The following is an 18098-nucleotide window of genomic DNA, read 5'->3' as shown; positions in this document are numbered from 1 at the left end:
TTCGGCATCCGTTCTCGCATTCACGCAGTTCGAACGCTGAATCTCGCATCAATGTATCCAAGTTGCCAAGGCTTGGGCTAGTGTCTCTGGCCATGAGTTCCGAGACGCGACCAGCCGAACCCGCAGCCCCGCCCCCGGCGCCCACGCGTCACGGCGGGCACCTCGTGGCCGAGATCCTCGAGCGCAACGGCGTGACCCACGTGTTCGGCCAGGACTCCCCGGAGTGGCTGTTCGAGGCCCTCGGGGACAGCCCGGTCACGGCGACGGTCATGCGCGACGAACGCAGCGCCGGCTTCGCGGCGGACGCCGTCGCCCGCGCCACCGGGCGACCGACCGTCGCCACCGGCATCCACGGGCCCGGCGCGATGAACCTTCCGATCGCCCTGCTCGAGGCGAAGGCCGCACAGAGCCCGGTCATCGCGCTCGTCAGCGGCGTGGAGACGCACCTCCACGGGACGGGCGCCTTCCAGGAGACCGACCAGGTCGGCATCGTCACACCGTTGGTGAAGTTCGCGGCACGAGCCGCCCGGCCGGAGGACGTCGAGCCGACGCTCCAGCAGGCCATCGACGTCGCCATGACCGCCCCTCGAGGCCCGGTCCTGGTCGAGCTTCCCAACGACGTGATGAAGGCCGATGCACACCGGGCACAACCGGTCGATGAGCCGGCCGTGGCAGCCTCCCCCGTGGCCGCGGCGTCCACTCTCGACCAGGCGGTCACCCTCATCGAAGCGGCTGCTCGGCCCGTCCTCCTCGTCGGCAACGGTGCGCGCCAGGCCGGCGTCGGTGCCGGTGTCACCGAGCTCGCCGAGCGGCTCGGAGCCCCCGTCTGCACGACCGCGATGGGTCGTGGCTGCTTCCCCGAGCGGCACCCGCTGTACGCCGGGGTCGCCGGCTTCATGTCGTACCGCGAGGACGGGTCCGGCTGGGTGGCCAACGAGGCCCTGCGTTCCGCCGACGTGGTCGTGGTTCTCGGCTCGGCCATGGACGGGGCCACCACCGACCTCGGCCGGCTGCCCGGCCCCGCATGCAGGGTGGTCCGGGTCGACGTCGAGGACGTCGGCTCACGATTCGCCGCGCAGGACGTGACTCTGGTGCGTGACCTCGTCGAGAAGACGCTGCCCCGGTTCCTCGAGCGGCTCGCGACGACCCCGCGCGACCCCTGGATGGACCTGCCGGCACGCTGGGACCAGGTGCGGGCCCGCCAGCAGGCCGTGGCCGCGGATCCCGTGGACGTCGGCCTCCACCCGGCCCGGCTGTTCCGTGAGCTCGGCGCCCTGCTCCGGCCCGAGGACCTGGTCGTGTGCGACGCCGCGTACAGCAGCGTCTGGGCGTTGAGCTATCTCGCCCAGGGCGAGCACTTCGACCAGATCGTCTACGGGCGCGCCGCCGGGACGCTGGGCTTCGGCTTCCCCGGCGCGATCGGCCTTGCCAGGGCCCACCCGGGCCGTCGGGTGGTCGCCCTGGTCGGCGATGGCGGGTTCGGTTTCGGCTGGGGCGAGCTCGAGACGGCCCGGCGCCACGACTGCGACGTCACCTGCATCGTGCTGAACAACGGGGCCTTCGCCTACCAGCGGCTCTGGCACGACCTCAACGAGGGCACCTCTCGCGACCTGGACTTCGTGGACGTCCGTCACGACCTGCTGGCCGAGGCCGTGGGGGTGTCCGGGCACCGCGTCGAGGCCGCGGAGGATCTGCGACCTGCCCTCGTCGCCGCACTCTCAACCGATGGACCGACGCTCGTTGACGTCGTCGTCCCGGTCGACACCCTGCCTCCCTTCGACATGATGCGCCACGTGGGGGTCTGATGACGCGCCTGACCTACGACTCCGCCTTGAGCCTTCTTCCGGCCACCGTTCCCCCGTCGGGCAGCGGCGTCACGCACATAGAGGAGACCCCGCTGGCCGACATCGCCGCGGAGTTCGGCACACCGACCTGGGTCGTCTCCGAGCGCCAGCTCGAGCACAACCACGGCGCCCTGCGCGCGGCGTACGACGCCATCGACCAGCGGGTCGAGATCGCGTTCTCGATGAAGGCGAACAACAACCGGGCCGTCATCACCACCCTCTGCCGCAGCGGTGCCCTCATCGACGCGAGCTCGGAGTTCGAAGTGATGGCGGCACTCGACGCAGGTATCCCGGCCGCGAACATCATCGTCAACGGCAATGGCAAGTCGGCGACGTACCTCGACCTCGTCGCCCGGATCGGCGTGCACCAGGTCAACGTCGACTCCCTCGCCGAGGCCGAGCGACTCTCCGAGGCCGGACGACGCCACGGTCGCGTCGTGCCATGCGTGGTGCGCGCCAAGTTGCGGTACAGCCGCCTGCTGGCCCAGGACCCCGCGTACGAGCGCACGCTGCGGGTGGCGGAGGCCAAGTTCGGGTCGAGCATCCCGACCGGAGCCGCCGAGACCCTCGTCACCCGGATCGCGGAAGACCAATGGCTCGACTATGTCGGGCTCTCCCACCACGCCGGGTTCGCCGGCTACCGCGCCGACTTCGATGCGCAGCGCCAAGTCATGCACGTCCGGGAATGCGCCCGCGAACTCGCCGCGTTCGCGGCGCACCTCAAGGCAGCGCGGGATATCACGACCCGGCGCATCAACCTGGGGGGCGGCCTGCGCCAGGGTAGACGTGTCCTGCTCAGCACCCCGGGCAACGCAACCGATGCCGAGCTGCGCGACCTGCCGGACGTGCGTGAGCACGCGCAGGCCCTGGCCGCAGGGCTCCACGAGGGCGGCTGGCCCGACGTCGTCGTACAACTGGAGTCCGGCGGCTTTCACGTAGGTGACGCGGTCACCCTGCTGACGCGAGTCCAGGACGTCAAGGACGTCGACTGGTTCAGCAGCCGCCGCTTCGTCACCGTCGACTCCGCGGCCACCATGTTCATGACCCGGTCGCTGACCCGGGCCGGTCACGGCATCGTCGTTGTCGGAGCCACGTCGTCGGCCCCGCATCCGACGCCGGTCGAAGTCGTCGGCCCCACGTGCTCGTACGACTCCATCGCCGAGGACATCGAACTTCCCGACGTAATGCCGGGGGATCTCCTGCTGGTCCTCAACCAGGGCGCCTACTGCGAGACGGCCTCGACCCAGTTCAACGCGATCCCCCGACCCGCCACCGTCCTCGTCCGCGGAGCGAACCCGGTGCTCGCCCGTCGTCGCGAGGAGGCCGCGGACGTCTTCTCCCGCGAGCTGCTCCCCCCACTCGAACCCGACACCCACTCCATCACCCCGGGAGACCACCCATGACAGTGCTGCAGGATGAGGTCAGTGCTCGCGCCTTCGCCGTCCGCATCTCCGAGGAGACCCCGCGTGACCGGCGCGGGGTCAACCTGCTGAGCGACGCGCTCGCGGAGCGCGGGATCGTCGCCGAACGTGTGGAGGGCCGCGACGGCCCGTACCGCAAGACCGACTGGGAGGACGACCTGCGCGACTCCGCGGCCGTCTTCCAACAGGCGGCCGACCACGTCCGGACCGCGCTGACCAGTGGCCGGCGCTCGGTTGTTCTGTCGACCGACTGCTCCATCGCGATCGGCACCTTTCCCGCCGTCCACGCAGCCCGCCCCGAGGCCAAGGTCGTGTGGTTCGACTCCCACTCCGACTTCGACACCCCGGTCACCACCAGCGGCGGCTTCCTGGGCTGCATGAGCCTCTCCGGTGCCTGCGGCGTGTGGGACACCGGGCACGGGGAGTTCCCGCTCGAGCAGGCCATCCTCGTCGGTGCCCGCTCGCTCGACGACGACTTCGACATCGCGGGCCAGCGCCAAGCGGAGGCGAGCGCGCTCACCATGGTCCCGGTCGCCGAGGACACGGCCGAGAGGGTCGTGGCTGCGATCGGCGGTGCTCCCGTCTACGTGCACATCGACCCGGACGTGCTCGACGTGAGCGTCAACCCCGTCTGGTACGGCCGCGACCGGGGCTTCGACTACGAACAGGTCCTCACGGTGCTCCGGGGGATCGCCGCCGCCTCGGACGTCATCGGGGTCGAGATGACCGCGCTGCACAGCCCGGACGACCTGGGGTGGCGGCGTCGGGTGACCGAGTTCGAAGCCGACTGCGTCTGTACCCTCCTCGGCGTCGACGCCCCGGGCGGTGTGGCATGAACTCCACGTTCGCGACCTTCAACCCCGCCACCGGCGAGCACCTTGCAGACGTGGCCCTCACCTCTGAGAACGACCTGGACAACGCGGTGGACGCCGCGACCGAGGCGCTGAGGCACGGTAGCGCCTGGCGCATCATGACACCCGCCGCGCGAGCCCGGGTGCTCTGGCGGATCGCCGAGCTCGTCGAGGCCCACGCCGCTGAGCTCGCCGAGCTCGAGACCCGTGACCAGGGACAGCCCCTCGGCATCGCTCGACACGTCTCGGTCGCCGCGACCGCCGAGCACTTCCGCTACTTCGCGGGCTGGGTCACCAAGATCACCGGCGAGACCAACCCGGTCTCCATTCCCGGCGTGCTCAACTACACGACGCGCGAACCGGTCGGAGTCTGCGGCCTCATCACCCCGTGGAACTTTCCGCTGATGATCGCGGCGTGGAAACTGGCTCCGGCGCTGGCCTGTGGCAACACCTGCGTCATCAAGGCGGCGGAGCAGACCCCGCTCACCACGATGCGGCTGGTGGACCTGATGGCCGAGGCCGGCGTGCCGACGGGCGTCGTCACCGCCGTGTCCGGAGGCCCGGAGGTGGGCAGGGCGATGGTGAGCCACCCCGGCATCGCCAAGATCTCGTTCACCGGATCGACCGACGTCGGCCGCGAGATCGTCCGCGCGAGCGCCGACCACTTCAAGCGCGTCTCGCTCGAACTGGGCGGCAAGACGCCGGTAGTCGTCTTCGACGACACGCCGGTGACCAAGGCCGTGACCGGAATCGCGCAGGGCGCCTTCTTGAACTCCGGCCAGGTGTGCGCGGCATACTCCCGTATCTACGTCCAGCGCAGGATCGTCGACGAATTCGCCGATGGCCTGGCAGCGGCTGTCTCTGCCATGCGGCTGGGCGACGGCATGTCGCCCGAGACCGACCTCGGGCCCCTGGTGTCCGCGGACCACCTCACCCGGGTAGAGAAGTATGTCCGCAACGGCCTTGAGGACGGGGCGACCCTGGTTGCCGGTGGGGAGCGCCCTGACCATCTCTCCGACGGCCATTTCCTGACCCCTGCGGTCTTCACCGACGTCACCGACACCATGCGGATCGCGCGTGAGGAAATATTCGGCCCCGTCGTGGCCGTCCTCCCGTTCGACGACGCCGACGAGGTCACCGCTCGCGCGAACGACTCCCGCTACGGCCTGTCCGCCTCGGTGTGGACCCGCGACGTCGGCCGGGCCCACCGGACGGCTGCGGCGCTGGAGGCCGGCACGGTGTGGATCAACATGCCCAACCCGCCCGACGCCGCGGCCCCCTGGGGCGGCTTCAAGTCCTCCGGCTGGGGACGCGAGATGGGGGCCGCGGCCATCGACCTCTACACCGAAACCAGGAGCGTCATGCTGAACACCCAGTGACCACTCCCCCACCCCTGGCCTCGTGCGGCGCCAACCAGCTTTGTCCTCCTCGCGTGCTCGAACCCGCCCACCTCCGCCCCCACCTGAACGGCGCCGTCGGCAGGATCGCCGCCCGAGATGGCGAGTGCTTTGCGTCCGGGCGTCGCGGCGGGACGGGCTTCGTTCTCCAGGTCGTGGTAGCCCGTGTGGTTGAACGCCTTGATCACACGGATTCGGGCAGGAATGCCCGCACGGTCTCGCTGGAGGAGGTGCGCGGGTCGGTGAGGTCGTCGCGGATGCCGTCGGTCTCCATCAGTAGTTCATCGCGTCGACGACGAGCTTGCCGCGCAGAGCGGCGGGGATGTGTAGAGCGTCAGCCGGAAAGCGCGGCAGGGCGACTGGGAACGACGCGGCTCAGGTCTCGTGGGATCAGTGCCGGGGGTCAGCGGCGGGTTGATCGAGGTTGCCGTGGGCTTCGGCCGAAAGGTCCTGGCCGTCGGCCCAGGTGTTGAGCCGGTCGGCGTAGGCCTGCTGGATCATCGGATAGAAGCCCTGGCCGAACAGCACCCGCAGGGGCGGGGCGTCGGAATCGACGATCTTGAGGAGGGTACGGGCAGCGGCGGCCGGGTCGCCGGCGGGCTGCTTGCCCGCGACCTGGGCGAGGTGCCGGCGGAGGCTCTCGTAGGCCGGGTCGGGCTCGGCCATGTGACCGTTGGCGAGAGGGTCGGGGTTCTTACCGGCCCTGGTGGCGAACCCGCCGGGCTCGACCACGGTCACCTTGACGCCGAAGCCGGCGACCTCACTCGCGAGAGCTTCGTTCAGGCCCTCCACCGCCCACTTGGAGGCGTGGTAGGCGCCGCCGAGCGGCATCGCGATGAGGCCGGCGGCCGAAGACAACTGAATGATGTGCCCCGAGCCTTGCTCGCGCAGGTAGGGCAACGCGGCCTGGACGACCCACACTGCGCCGAAAAGGTTGGTCTCCATCTGGTCGCGCAGATCCTGCTCGGTCAGCTCCTCGACCGCGCCGACCTGGGCGTACCCGGCGTTGTTGACGATGACGTCCAGGCGACCGAAGTGCTCCGCGGCCCGCTTCACCCCCGCGAAGACCGCGGCCCTGTCGGTCACGTCCAGCGCGACCGGCAGCACCGCGTCGCCATAAGTGGCGACCAGCCCTTCAAGGCTCCCGGTGTTCCGAGCGGTCGCAGCGACCCTGTCACCGCGGGACAGTGCGGCCTCGACGAAGTTGCGGCCCAGACCACGGGACGAACCGGTGACGAACCATACCTTGCTCATGATGACGTTCCGTTCCTTCGATGTGTCTGTCGGCCACCAGACACCGACAACCCGATCCCCGTTACGCGGCGACAGTGTGACCTGCGCCACCACGCTTTACCTGCGGGCAGTATTCGCGTTCATGTGCGCGAGCGCACCGAGGGATGCTCAGAGTGGGCGGGTGGCCGTCAGGACGGCCGCCGACCGGTTAAGGAGAGACCGCGGCGTCAGCCGGCGGGCACTTTAGATCGGCGACAGGCCATGCGAGTCCGTTGTTCCTGTTGCGTCGCATTCATGTGGAGCCTCACATTGCGCACCGCACGACGGCGGCTCGCAACGTCTCCGTTCCCTCTCGAACGTGATCACGCTCCGACCGGACCGGGAACTTGCTTTTCTCGCGACGTCAGTGCGGTGCGTGGAAGCTGAATGCGGCCGGCCCGGCGACGCGGTCGCGTGATCGGGAAGCGGGACGGGGCCCGGTCTGGGGCGGCCCGTCCCTTGTTCCTTCACGCTCAGGGTTTGTGGCACTCCGCGCTGATCGGAGCCGTCGTCATCTCGACCTCAAGCATGTTGACCTGGTCCGACTCGCCCATCTTCTTCAGGCGCGGCCCCGCCGCCTTCACCGCGTCGCTGCTGGTATAGCGGGAGGCGACGTCGCCCAGATCCTTCAAGGAGTCGAACACGCCCTTGTTCGAGAACGGATGCGGCCGCGTGTATTCCAACAGGAAGTGCTTGTAGGCCGAGCAGAGGTCGTCCACGTCGGTCGGTCCCGTGTCGGCGCACCCTGCCACCAGCGCCGTCGGCAGGAGAACGGCGGCCGCTGTGAGCATGCGCACGCTCCTCACCGGTCATCCCTTCCCGCGATAGTGACGTCGGCCAGGTCCATGTCCTGTCCCGACTTGATATGCGGCGGGACGTGCCGCGCGTCGTCGTCCATGTGTGCCCCCATTTCCCCACCGGAGAAGCACGACTTTGGACAACGCGGACGGAAGCCGCAACGGCCCCTTCGGCGCCCCGACCCGCCTCTCCGGACCTTCGCAGGTCGCAGACGGGATCGCAGTGCATCAGTCGAACGGAATCGACCGCCCTGTGCCTCATCTGAGCCACAGCCGGAACCTGAGGAGGAATCGCGCGGGCACGGTCGAGGCCGACAACGCGCAGGTCCGCAGCCGGGCACCTGCTCGGACACGGTGTGCGCGCTCCTCGCCCGGGTGGGAACGCGGGTGTCGCCCGGTGATGATGGCGCTTCGCACACGCGCGCAGAACGGGGGAGCCAATGAAGGACGCGAACACCGGACGGATCGAGGATGGCTGGAACCTCGTATACGGCGACTCCCCGGCGCCCGATTCCCAGGTATCCGATTCTCCGGCGCCCGCTTCACCGCCCCCGGCCCTCCCGAAGCCTGTTCGGACGCCGGACCGCCGTGTCCGCACCGTGCTGGTCGTCGCCGACGAATGGTTCCCGGCACGCGGTGGCCTCAGCGCCCTGAACCGCTACCTCTGCCGGGCTCTGGCCAGCGCGGGTGTCGACGTGTTCTGCCTGGTCTCTGGCCTGACCGAGGACGAACGACGCGATATGGAGGACGCCGGGGTGCGTCCGATCATCGCGCTGCGGGCGCCTGGCATGACCGAGCGCGAGGCGCTGGTCCGCAGGCCGGTGCTGCCGGACGGCGTCGAGCCCGACCTGGTCGTGGGCCACGGCCGGGTGACCGGGCCAGTTGCGAAGGCGCTCGCCGAGGACCTCTTCGGAGGCGCCCCGCGCCTCCATCTCATCCATATGTCTCCTGAGGAGATCGAGTGGCACAAACTCGACGGTGACAGCGAGGCGGGCACCAGGGCCACGGAGCGGACGGCCATCGAACTCGGACTCGCCGCCGGGGCGGCCGCGGCGGTTCCGGTCGGACCGCGCCTGTACGAATGGATCGTGCGCGACCTGGACGACGGCATCACCCCGGTCGTCCCGCTCGACCCGGGCTTCGACCAGGTCGGCCCGGACGAGCGTGCGGTGCCGAAAGGCGAACGGCGACCGCTGATCATGATCATGGGGCGGATGGGCGACGCCCGCCTCAAGGGCGTCGAGCTCGCCGCCAGGGCGGTCGGGCACGCCCGCCGATACGCTCCGGACGCCGACGACTGGGAGCTTCTCGTGCGCGGGACCCCTGCCGAGACCGAGGCCGAGACGCGCAAGAAGGTCGTCGGCTGGATCGGCCACCGTACGGCGCGCGTGATGGTCCGGGCTTTCGATCCAGACATCGACGCGGTCCGGCGGGACCTGCGCCGGGCGAGCCTGCTGCTCATGCCGTCGCTCGTGGAAGGGTACGGGCTGGTCGGTCATGAGGCGATCACCATGGGGACCCCTGCCCTCGTCAGCGAGCACAGCGGCTTGGGCATGCTTCTGACGGAGCTGGCACCCCGCGAGAGCAGGAGCATCGTGGTGCCGGTCCGCGACACGCCGAGGGACGCCGCCGTGTGGGGTCACCGCATCGCCGCGGAGCTGCGCGACCGTCCGGCGGCGTTCGCGAGGGCCGCCGCTCTCCGGCGGCACCTCGCCGCCCGCTGGACCTGGGCGGACGCCGTCGAGCGGATCCTCTCGGCGCTGTGACCGGTCAGCCGTCGGCCATGAGCCGCGCCGGTGCTCGGCCGCCGCGGGATCCCGCATCTCCTCGAAGGGATTCCCCGCCTCGCCCCGGCGGGGGAACGCCCGATCCGGACAAGCGAAGGTGCGGCGGCCGTAGACCGGTTCGACCGGAGCCCGTACGACCTGGGATGGCCGTGCAGGCTCCGGGACACCTTCCGATCAGCGGCGGCTCTCTTCCCGCGTCTCCTTCGTCCACCACTCGTACGCCTTGACGCCCGCGTAGCCGAGCCCGATGAACGGGATGACGAAGATTATCCACGGGAACTCCCAGGTGCCGCTCGTCTGGGCGGCGACGAAGAAGCCGTATCCGGCGAACAGCACGCCGCCGGCGCCTACTCGCATGCGGTCCTTCACGGACATCCCCGGCATCAACGCGGCGCCGATCAGGACGAATCCGGAGAGGATCGAGAAGATCTCGTACTTGGACCAGGTCATAGAAGCCTGCCCTTCTTCGGTGGATGCGGCGGGGGGCGTGCGTCACATGGGGGTCATCGGCACAGAGGTGAGGCGCTCCGCGGGAGAGCCGGTCAGTTCCCGCCGAATCCCGGGAGAAGGTGATCGAACGGGCCGTTGTCGTGCGCGGCGTCCACGATGGACAGGTAGAGCCCGCCCGCCCAGAGAAGGACTGCGTACTCGCCGGGGTTCAGCTGCCACCGGTTCCGTGACCGCTCCAGGTGCGCGGTGCCCTGCTGCTCGCCACGGAAGCGCATCATCGCGGTGGCGGTGCTGCCGCTGACCGAGACACTGCCGGCGTCCACCTTGTCGATCTCCTTGCGATACGACTCCGGAGCCCGCTCGAACGCCGCAGAAATCTTCTGCGTGCAGTTCTCCTGGCCCGGCTGAGCCAGTTCACACCAAGCCTTCGCGTTCCCGGACCTTTCGGCCTTCTTCAGCGACTCAAGGGTCTTGCGCGCGCCCGACGCGCCCTCGATGAACACCACGCGCGTGTCGATCCCTGAGCCGGCGGCGACGGTGCCGTACAGGCCGAAGGCGAGAACGAGCAGGAGCACAGCCCCGATGCCCGCGACGGCGACCATCGGCAAGGCGAACGAACGCGATCCGTTACGGATGACGAGGGAACTGTTGATCAGGCTCGTCCCGTTGATACCGACGCTGTTCCCCGCCACCGAGAACAGGTCGCGGCCCGCGATACGGCTGTTCCGCACGTGAGCGTTCCGGCCCGCGTTGAGCGATACTCCCGGGCGGGACTCCTCGAAGTCTGGCGGTCTGGTGTGTTCCATGACGATTCCCCCTCGTACGGACGGCCCAACCCTGCGGAGCGGAGCGGGACGGGGCAACCCGGCTGCCGCGCGGTGGTGGGGCCGGTGGCACAGCGCTCCCAGCGGCACCTGGCCGTGCCTGCCATGGCCTTGCAGGTCAGAGTGGTGAGAGCCGGTATCCGGCGGGCCTCGTCCACCGCCCCGGGGCGGCGATGGCAGGCGCGGAATCTACCGCCCGGTATGGCGCAGGCGAGCCATCCGCCGTTCGCCGCGGTCATCGCCGGTCGCCCTTCGATGCCAGCAGGCCCAGCGCGGCCGGATCGAGGACGGTGATGCGGCCCCGGCCCGTCTTGATGATCCCGTCCCGACGCAGCGAGTGCAGCGCGCGTACCAGCGAGGCGCGCGACATCCCGAGGAGGTCGGCGATCTCGCGCTGGAGGCGCGGCAGGGAGGGTTCGGCCGCGTCGCTCCGCCGGTCCTGGTCGAGCAGCCGGGCGAGTCGCGTGAGCGGCGCCTCCTCACCGATGCCGCGCTGCAGGTCGGCGTCCCGGAGCCGTTGGACGGCCACGCGCAGCAGCACCCGGCTCAGCCCGTCGTACCGCCGCACGACCCGGTCGAATGCCTCGTGGGAGATCGCGAGGACGTTGCCCGCGTCCACGGTGACGACCGTCGCCGAGTGGGGCCCGCCGTCCACCAGTGACATCTCGCCGACGATGTCGCCGGGCCCGCGATGCGCGAGCCAGACCTCGCCCTCACCGGTCCGGTGCACGACACGCGCGTGCACCGACCTGAGGATGAGGACGGCATCGCTACGGCGATCCTGGACGCAGAGTTCGGCACCCGCCCGGCAGGCCCGTATCCGTCCCGTCCCAGCCAGGGCATTGCGCCACTCGGCACGTAGCTGGCTCCAGAAATCGTCCCCCTGCCCCCTCTCCGGCAGAGGCGCGCGCCGCATCGGGCCGCCCGGAGCAGTCCTCGCAGGCCGCCGCGCAGGAAGGACGAGCGACGATTCGTCATTGCGTGCTTTCAATCTCTCTTCGATACGCACTTCGTGTTCCGTGAATCGAATCCGGACATGGCATTGGTGGCCTGTCTCGACCAGGTCGATGGCGGGCTTCCGCTGCATTACGACATCACGGGACGGGTGGGCACAGATCCGATGCTGGAAAGAGCTGGAATGCGCTGAAAATCCTCCGGCACCGGGCGAGAGATGGTCCGGGTGTGCCTTCGGCCGGCGCCCGCGGTCAGAAGATGATGAAGATCATTCGGAAGCGGCCGCCCCGGAAGAGGTAACGGACGTACAGGGCGGAGAGCCCCGTGCAGAGGAGTCCGATGAACCCTGCGCCGACGGCTCCGCCGGCGAAGACCCCGAAGCTCCCCAGCAGGAAGAGCGCGGTCACGCCCAGCCACCACCAGAAGTAGAACCCCATGTAGGTCGTCTTCGGGTGAGCCATGGACCCCGACTGCCGGTAGGCGCTCGGCTGCGGGCGAGGAGGACCCGGGCGCGGGGGAACTTCCGAGGCCGGCCTTCTGTCGGAGGGGTTGCCCAGCTGGCCGTCGCCGCGCAAGTACGGGGCATTCTCGTCGGACATGGTCGGCTCCCTGTCTGGTCGATGCGGGGAAGTCACACCAGGGTCACCGAGGCTTTCTCCGAGCACGTACCAAGCTGGACAACTCTGGAATGCACTCAACTGCACGCCGCCACCTCTTGTGGACTCGGCAGGTTTGTCTGATCTGCCACACGAGTGGCCGACGGGGAGGGGGGTGGCCCGTAATTGCACAGACAAGAAGCCCATGAACTTACTGTGCGTGAACTTGGGCCTATGATCGGTGTCACTTTCCGTGAACCGCCGTCTGTGACGGCGCACTTCTCACGCAAATAGCTTCAACTGCCGACCGGCCCCAGCCAGCGGCCGCCCGACAACGCGTAGAAGGACTCTGCGACGCGCTCCAGGATCATTGGTCAGGACGTTCCTCGGGGCGGTCCTGACGGCGGCCGATCGTTCATGATCCGGCGCCCTCAGCGCTGTAGCGCAAGCACGGCAAAGACGATCCCGATAGCGAGGATCACCGCGAGGAGGGCGAAACCACTGCCGCCGATGTCGATGGCGACCTTTCGGTGGGAGTCGCGTCCGGCCACCTGGAACGTCCCGCCGCGCGCCCCGTCTGCGTACAGGTGCACGCTGTTGCTCTGGGGCGGCGTGGCGGCGCGGGCCTGGTCGACCGCGGCGGACAGGGAGCGCGCGAAGGCCGCATCGCGTTCGACGGCCTGCCGGAGCAGGTCGCGCATCCACGCGCCGTCTCCCGGATTCGCGGCGAACGCCTCGAACGCCTCGAGCTGGCCGTTCAGCCGGAACCACCGCCGCACCAGGTCGTGGAGCTCGGTGGACCTCGCCACGCCCGCCGGGTCCACGATGGCCGTGACGAGGACCTCGACCGCGTCGGACGCAAGTTTCTCCGCCACCATGCTCATCTCCTTCTGGCTAGTTCCCGGCGGAGGTCGGGCAGACGCTGGGCTGCCCGTTCGCGGGAAGGAGCTGCGCGTCCCCCCAGACCGCTCGGTAGTCGCCGCCGTACTCGGTGCCGTTCTTCGATGTGAGCAGGGTGGCCCGAAGATAGAGGGTCGCGTAGGCCGAGATGTCCTGGTCGAACTCGGCCGGCTTGCCGGGGCTCACGGTCCGGCGGCCGATCACCCGCTGATCGTCCCCGAGCAGGACGAACTCGACGCTCGCCTTCAGGTCCTCATCGTCAGGCATCCCGGCCAGCGCCATGAACCGCTGGTACCTCGTGGTGGGGGTGAGGGTGATGATCCGGGCCAGGCCGATCGCGGACACCGGCTGATAGATGCTGCGGGAGCACTGCCTCCCCGTGATTCGGGCGCCGGCCTCGACGGACACCCCCGACGTGCCGCGGATCTGCTCCCTGGGCAGGTCGCGCAGAAAGACCGGAGTGACAGAGGTGGGGGGTGTGCTCCTCTGATCGGCTCCGGGTTCCGGACTTGTCGGCCGGTAATACCGTCCGCCGGGCACATCCGTCGACACGTGCGCGACCAGCAGGCCGTTGACCGCCATGATGAGCGCCGCGCCCACGACGGCGCTCAACCCGCCCGCGTTCAGGGTGAAGCTGCGGTTGTGAGTCATGTACGCGTCCCGCGTGGCCGCCTGTGCGCTGACGGTCCCGCGGCCGGACGGTTGCCATGCGCCGCGCAGGACGATCACCGTGGTCAGCATCAGGACGGCGGCGAACCCGCCCCAGACCCGGTCGCCGCCGAAGATCCGCCCCGCCGCACCGGCGGCCGCGCAGGCCACCAGGATCAGCAGCATCCTCAGCAGGGCACGCCGCGTCCGGCCGCCTCCGGGCTGGCCCATGGACGCCTCCACTTCCGCGCCCTCGCCCGCACGGGCCCTTGTCGTCACAGGTACAGGTCTCTTCCCGAAATGGATGTACCGGAGATCTGCGCGTTCCCGCCGATGTTGAGATGGACCCCATTGGTCTGCCCCGGCTCACCGGTGGGGTTGTCGGCGGTCGCGGTGCCCTTCGCGGCCAGCCTTGCCGCGAGTTCGTCCTCGGCCGGCAGGTGAAGCCAGGCCTCCAGCGTCGATTCCTTCACCTTCACGATGGTGGGGTGGAAGCTGGAGGGGGCGAAGTCCTCATAGCCGTACCGGACTACGGCCTTGTGGACGTCTTCGGAGAGCAGATAGGCGACCGGGCCGCGTGCCTCAGCGAGCGACGCCTTCAGGGTGCCGGCCTCGTTCAGCCGGAACGTCTCGTCGATGCTGGCGCCGGCAAAGCCGTGGTCGTCCCTGAACGTCTGCCCGATGTGGATCGCGACGCGCAGGCGCGGACGCTCCGGACCGGCGGGGGCCGTCTCGGGCAGCCGCATGAGCCGGGACACGATGACCTTCGGAGGCACCGGGTCCGGCACCGACAGCGGCCAGAGCATGAGGACGCCGTCGCCGCGGTCCTCGCGAGCGCATCGAGACCACTCAGGGCCGAGCGTCCGCTCCAGCCAGGCGTACATCTCCTTCCGCGCGTGGCGCTTTCCCATGTCGTTGCGAGACGCGCTGCCCGCCATATCGGCGACCACGATGACCGCTGTCTGCGAGTACTCGGTCATGACCGGGCGACCTCCTGTTCGTGTTGCGCTCTGTCCCCGTGCCGGCCCCGCCGTCGCGGGGCTCTCTCTGAAAGACGTCCGAAACGCCTTCATCTTGGTCGTCTCCGGCCGGGGGCGGCCGAGGCGCGGCGGGAATGATGTGCCCTGACCCGGGCCATGCCTCGTCAATTTCCACCGGTCTTCGAGAAGGCGCAGGCCAGTCAATTGATCACTGATCTTGGAACGGTCGGCCCGGAGAGGGGGCGACCAGTCCGGAAGGTCGGATTACCCGCGGGTATGGCGCACCTGCGCCATTGAGCACCCGCCTACGTGGACCTGGTCGCCGAGGCGTTCGGCCAGGCGCGCAAACTGCACGCCCTCCCGGGTCGGGTCGAGCTCGGAGGCCGGTGGACGGCCCTGACGTCAATGAGCCTCCGCCCCCTTCAGGTCCGTGACCGGATAGTTCATCGCCTCGAACATCGCGAGGGACTCCGCGCGGCATGTGCGGGCGCGTCCCGGGTTCCCGGCCTTCCGTTGGGCTGCGGCGAGATCCCGGAGGACGTGCGCGGTCCAGAAGCGGTCGCCGAGCAGCCGGTCGAGCTCCAGCGACTGTTCGAACCGCACGATCGCCTGCTCCAGACGGCCGAGCCGCTGCTCGATCCGCCCCAGCGAACGCAGCGCCTCGGCCTCGCCCTCCGTGTAGCCGATCCGCCGGTAGAGGCCGAGCGCCCGGCGGCCCAGCGGCAGCGCCTCGTCGTAGGAACCGAGCCGTTCCCGCTGCTTGGTGACGTGGATCATCCCGTCCGCACGGGCGAGTGGATCGCCGACCGCGGTGGAGGCGCTGAGTGCCCGTTCCGCGTGCGCGAGCGCCTCGGCGTTGCTCCCGAGGGAGTCGTACAGGCGGGTGAGCGACAGGTGAGTCTGGAACACGCCCCTCGCGTCGCCGATGCTCTCGCACTCTGCCAGCGACATCCGCAGCAGCGGCAGCGCGTCCCCCTGCCGCCCCAGCCTGTTCAGCCCGTCGCCGAGCAGCCGCATCGACGTCGCCTGGACGGCGCGGTCCCCGGCGCACCGCGCGGCATCCAGCCCGATCCGGTGCAGCGCCACCCGCTCGGTGCGCCGCCCGCTGCGGCGCAGGAAGACGGTCGCGGCCCAGGCGAGCCGCCAGACGTACTGGTCGAAGCCCGCGGCGGCGGCCTGCTTCATCGCCGCCTGCAGCACGGGCATCTCGGCGGCGAACCACGCCATCGCCTCTGGCCGGTCCCGGAGCAGGGGACCCGGCCGCCCGGGTCCCGCGGGCGGCAGGTCGGCCTCGCGGCATGGCTCGATCGCCCGGGCCGCCCGAATCGCCGTCCCCAGGTAGTAGTCGAGGACGCGCCCGATCGCGCTCCTGCCCTCCTCCGGGGCGCCGCGCCGCGCCAGGTCGCGGGCGAACTCCCGCAGCAGGTCGTGCGCGGAGAACCGGCCGATGACCTGCTCGGTGAGCAGGTTGGCGCGGGTCAGGGCGTCGAGCTCGGCGGTGGGCGGCGCGTCGGCGTCCAGCAGCGCGCGGCAGGCATACGCGTCGATGTCGGGGTAGGCGCCACCGATCAGCCGGAACAGCCGTGCGGCCCGCTCAGGGAGGAGCGTGTAGGAGGCGCGGAACACCGAGCGCGGGTCGAGGTCGGCGGAGCCCTCTCCCAACGCGCCGAGCCGGTCGGGCGCCTCGCGCAACCGGGAGGCGAGTGCGGAGAGCCGCCAGTCCGGGCGGTCCGCCGCCCGTGCCGCGACCATGCTGAGCGCGAGCGGCAGCCCGGCGCACAGGCCGATGAGCTCGTCCGCGGCGCTCTCCTCGGCGGCGACCCGCTCCGCACCGAGCCAGCTCCGCAGCAGGTCACGCGCCTCCCGGCGCGGCAGCACCGGCAGGGTGACGCGATGCGCGCCCTCCCGGACGACCAGGCCGTCGAGCCGGTCCCGGCTGGTGACGATCACCAGGCAGTGGCCGGCGCCGGGCAGCAGCGGCCGGACCTGGTCGGACGACCTCGCGTCGTCCAGCACGACCAGCATCTTCCGGTCGGCCAGCAGGGTGCGGTAGAGCGCGCTCTTGCCGTCCAGGTCGTCCGGAATCGCCTCCGGGGCGGCGCCCAGAGCATGCAAGAACCGATGCAGCGCCTCGCCCGGGTCGAGCGGTCCATCCTGCTCGAAACCGTGCAGGTCGACGTGGAGTTGGCCGTCCGGGTAGCGCTCCTTCAGTTGGTGCGCCCACCACAAGGCCAACGTGGTCTTCCCGACCCCGGGCGCTCCATCGATGGCGACGATGACCGTCGCCACCCCGCCGGGCTTGTCCAGGAGGTGCGCAAGTCGGTCGAGTTCGGCACCGCGCCCGGCGAACCGTTCCGTCACGCACGGGAGCTGGCGCGGTGCGGGAGGCACGGCACCGCGCGCTCCGCGCTGCGGCGCCGCCTCGATGTCGTCGCGCAGCGTGCTCAGCCGGCGCTGCCGCTCGGCATCCGCGCCCAGCGCGGTGAGCAGCTGGTCGAAGACGGCGGTGGACGGCAGCGTCGTGCCGTTCAGGTAGGCGTAGAGGCTGCTCCGGGAGACGTTGATCCGCCGGGCCAGGTCCGCGCGGTCCACCGCCCGCCCCTGCCGGTGCTCCCAGTCGATGAGGAGGAGGGCCAACTGCTTGACCAGATCGCGTCGCATCGCCACAGGATCATCGGCGTGTCCGTGGGAGAACATGTCCCTCCGTACGCTGGTCACCTCACAACGGGACTCAGCGTATTTACGGCCGACATCGGGGACCACCGTGCCATCACGGAGTCCGCTGGCCGGATCAGGCCCACTCTTGGCACGCCGAAGAGCAGGTCAGGGACGGCGGCGGCCTGCCGCACCTTGGTCGTGGTCCACTCGATGGGCGGAACCGGGTGCGCGAGCGGTCCTCGCGGTGAAGGCGATTCTGAGCGCCTGGCAGGACGGCACCCGCTCGATTTCAGCGGCGAGTTCACCAGACACACCATGATGGGTGGCGATGAGGTCCGAGGGACGGCACTCGGAATCGACGTGCCAGGTCTGCCACGAACTAAGTCGATCGGCTGCCCTGAGTAACAGGGCGATCCGAGCAAACGCCGCGCCTGGCGAAATTGCAATCTTATTCTCCTGATCTCCATGGCCCTTCCCTGCTACTGGTCTTCGTCCGGATCGAGGTGCGGACGAAGGCGGCGGGGTGCGGGGCCGCGGAGAACCACGGTGTCTCTAGCGTCAACCTGGCATGCGGTCACGATAACCGGTGTGCTCCGGATGCCCATGGCTGCCGGGTGTCAGGGCGTGGGCCAGTCCCAGCGGGGGACCTCGCGCAGCGGGTGCAGTTCGTCGTCGGTACGGGCGTGGGAGTTGCGCATGGCGACCTCGGTGCCGAACTC

15 protein-coding genes are annotated in these 18098 nt (G+C 70.0%); 5 read left to right on the top strand and 10 right to left on the bottom strand.

Features of this window, described 5'->3' with window-relative positions; translation table 11 throughout:
- Positions 1 to 92 precede the first annotated feature (92 nt).
- The 4 genes from ABWI04_RS14640 to ABWI04_RS14625 are packed head-to-tail and all read left to right on the top strand — an operon-like array spanning position 93 to position 5495.
- Positions 93 to 1805: a thiamine pyrophosphate-binding protein gene (locus ABWI04_RS14640; RefSeq protein WP_353832720.1), complete on the top strand. Its 1713-nt coding sequence runs from the start codon at positions 93 to 95 to the stop codon at positions 1803 to 1805.
- Positions 1805 to 3247 carry a diaminopimelate decarboxylase family protein gene (locus tag ABWI04_RS14635; protein WP_353832719.1) on the top strand — a complete coding sequence of 481 codons (1443 nt, stop codon included), beginning with the start codon at positions 1805 to 1807 and terminating at the stop codon, positions 3245 to 3247. Before ABWI04_RS14640 ends, ABWI04_RS14635 begins: the two co-directional genes overlap by 1 nt.
- Positions 3244 to 4101: an arginase family protein gene (locus ABWI04_RS14630; RefSeq protein WP_353832718.1), complete on the top strand. Its 858-nt coding sequence runs from the start codon at positions 3244 to 3246 to the stop codon at positions 4099 to 4101. The genes ABWI04_RS14635 and ABWI04_RS14630 overlap by 4 nt, the downstream gene beginning before the upstream one ends.
- Positions 4098 to 5495, top strand: coding sequence for an aldehyde dehydrogenase family protein (locus ABWI04_RS14625; protein ID WP_353832753.1), 1398 nt, complete (start codon positions 4098 to 4100; stop codon positions 5493 to 5495). The genes ABWI04_RS14630 and ABWI04_RS14625 overlap by 4 nt, the downstream gene beginning before the upstream one ends.
- A gap of 408 nt (positions 5496 to 5903) precedes the next feature.
- Here ABWI04_RS14625 and ABWI04_RS14620 read toward each other — a convergent pair whose 3' ends face one another.
- Positions 5904 to 6767: an SDR family NAD(P)-dependent oxidoreductase gene (locus ABWI04_RS14620; protein WP_353832717.1), complete on the bottom strand. Its 864-nt coding sequence runs from the start codon at positions 6765 to 6767 to the stop codon at positions 5904 to 5906.
- Positions 6768 to 7258: 491 nt separating this feature from the next.
- Positions 7259 to 7576, bottom strand: a complete 318-nt coding sequence (locus ABWI04_RS14615; RefSeq protein ID WP_353832716.1) for a hypothetical protein — start codon at positions 7574 to 7576, stop codon at positions 7259 to 7261.
- A 605-nt stretch (positions 7577 to 8181) separates the two neighbouring features.
- Here ABWI04_RS14615 and ABWI04_RS14610 point away from each other — a divergent pair.
- Positions 8182 to 9348 carry a glycosyltransferase family 4 protein gene (locus ABWI04_RS14610; RefSeq protein ID WP_353832715.1) on the top strand — a complete coding sequence of 389 codons (1167 nt, stop codon included), beginning with the start codon at positions 8182 to 8184 and terminating at the stop codon, positions 9346 to 9348.
- Positions 9349 to 9543: 195 nt separating this feature from the next.
- Here the strand turns inward: ABWI04_RS14610 and ABWI04_RS14605 are convergent, their stop codons facing one another.
- The 8 genes from ABWI04_RS14605 to ABWI04_RS14570 form a co-directional block, all read right to left on the bottom strand.
- Positions 9544 to 9819 carry a hypothetical protein gene (locus tag ABWI04_RS14605; protein ID WP_353832714.1) on the bottom strand — a complete coding sequence of 92 codons (276 nt, stop codon included), beginning with the start codon at positions 9817 to 9819 and terminating at the stop codon, positions 9544 to 9546.
- 92 nt (positions 9820 to 9911) lie between these two features.
- Positions 9912 to 10511, bottom strand: a complete 600-nt coding sequence (locus ABWI04_RS14600) for a hypothetical protein (protein WP_353832713.1) — start codon at positions 10509 to 10511, stop codon at positions 9912 to 9914.
- 367 nt (positions 10512 to 10878) lie between these two features.
- On the bottom strand, positions 10879 to 11559 hold the full coding sequence (locus ABWI04_RS14595) for a Crp/Fnr family transcriptional regulator (RefSeq protein WP_353832712.1): 681 nt from the start codon (positions 11557 to 11559) through the stop codon (positions 10879 to 10881).
- A 289-nt stretch (positions 11560 to 11848) separates the two neighbouring features.
- A complete protein-coding gene (locus tag ABWI04_RS14590) occupies positions 11849 to 12058 on the bottom strand; it encodes a hypothetical protein (protein ID WP_353832711.1) in 210 nt (69 codons plus the stop codon).
- Between the two features lie 566 nt (positions 12059 to 12624).
- On the bottom strand, positions 12625 to 13077 hold the full coding sequence (locus ABWI04_RS14585) for a hypothetical protein (RefSeq protein ID WP_353832710.1): 453 nt from the start codon (positions 13075 to 13077) through the stop codon (positions 12625 to 12627).
- A 10-nt stretch (positions 13078 to 13087) separates the two neighbouring features.
- A complete protein-coding gene (locus ABWI04_RS14580; protein ID WP_353832709.1) occupies positions 13088 to 13972 on the bottom strand; it encodes an NPCBM/NEW2 domain-containing protein in 885 nt (294 codons plus the stop codon).
- A 44-nt stretch (positions 13973 to 14016) separates the two neighbouring features.
- Positions 14017 to 14721, bottom strand: coding sequence for a hypothetical protein (locus ABWI04_RS14575; RefSeq protein WP_353832708.1), 705 nt, complete (start codon positions 14719 to 14721; stop codon positions 14017 to 14019).
- A gap of 402 nt (positions 14722 to 15123) precedes the next feature.
- Positions 15124 to 17382 carry an ATP-binding protein gene (locus ABWI04_RS14570; RefSeq protein WP_353832707.1) on the bottom strand — a complete coding sequence of 753 codons (2259 nt, stop codon included), beginning with the start codon at positions 17380 to 17382 and terminating at the stop codon, positions 15124 to 15126.
- Positions 17383 to 18098: the final 716 nt, after the last annotated feature.

This window comes from Actinomadura sp. NPDC000929 (genome assembly GCF_040492065.1).
GTDB classification, from domain to species: domain Bacteria; phylum Actinomycetota; class Actinomycetes; order Streptosporangiales; family Streptosporangiaceae; genus Spirillospora; species Spirillospora verrucosospora.
This window is presented reverse-complemented; position numbering and strand designations above follow the sequence as displayed.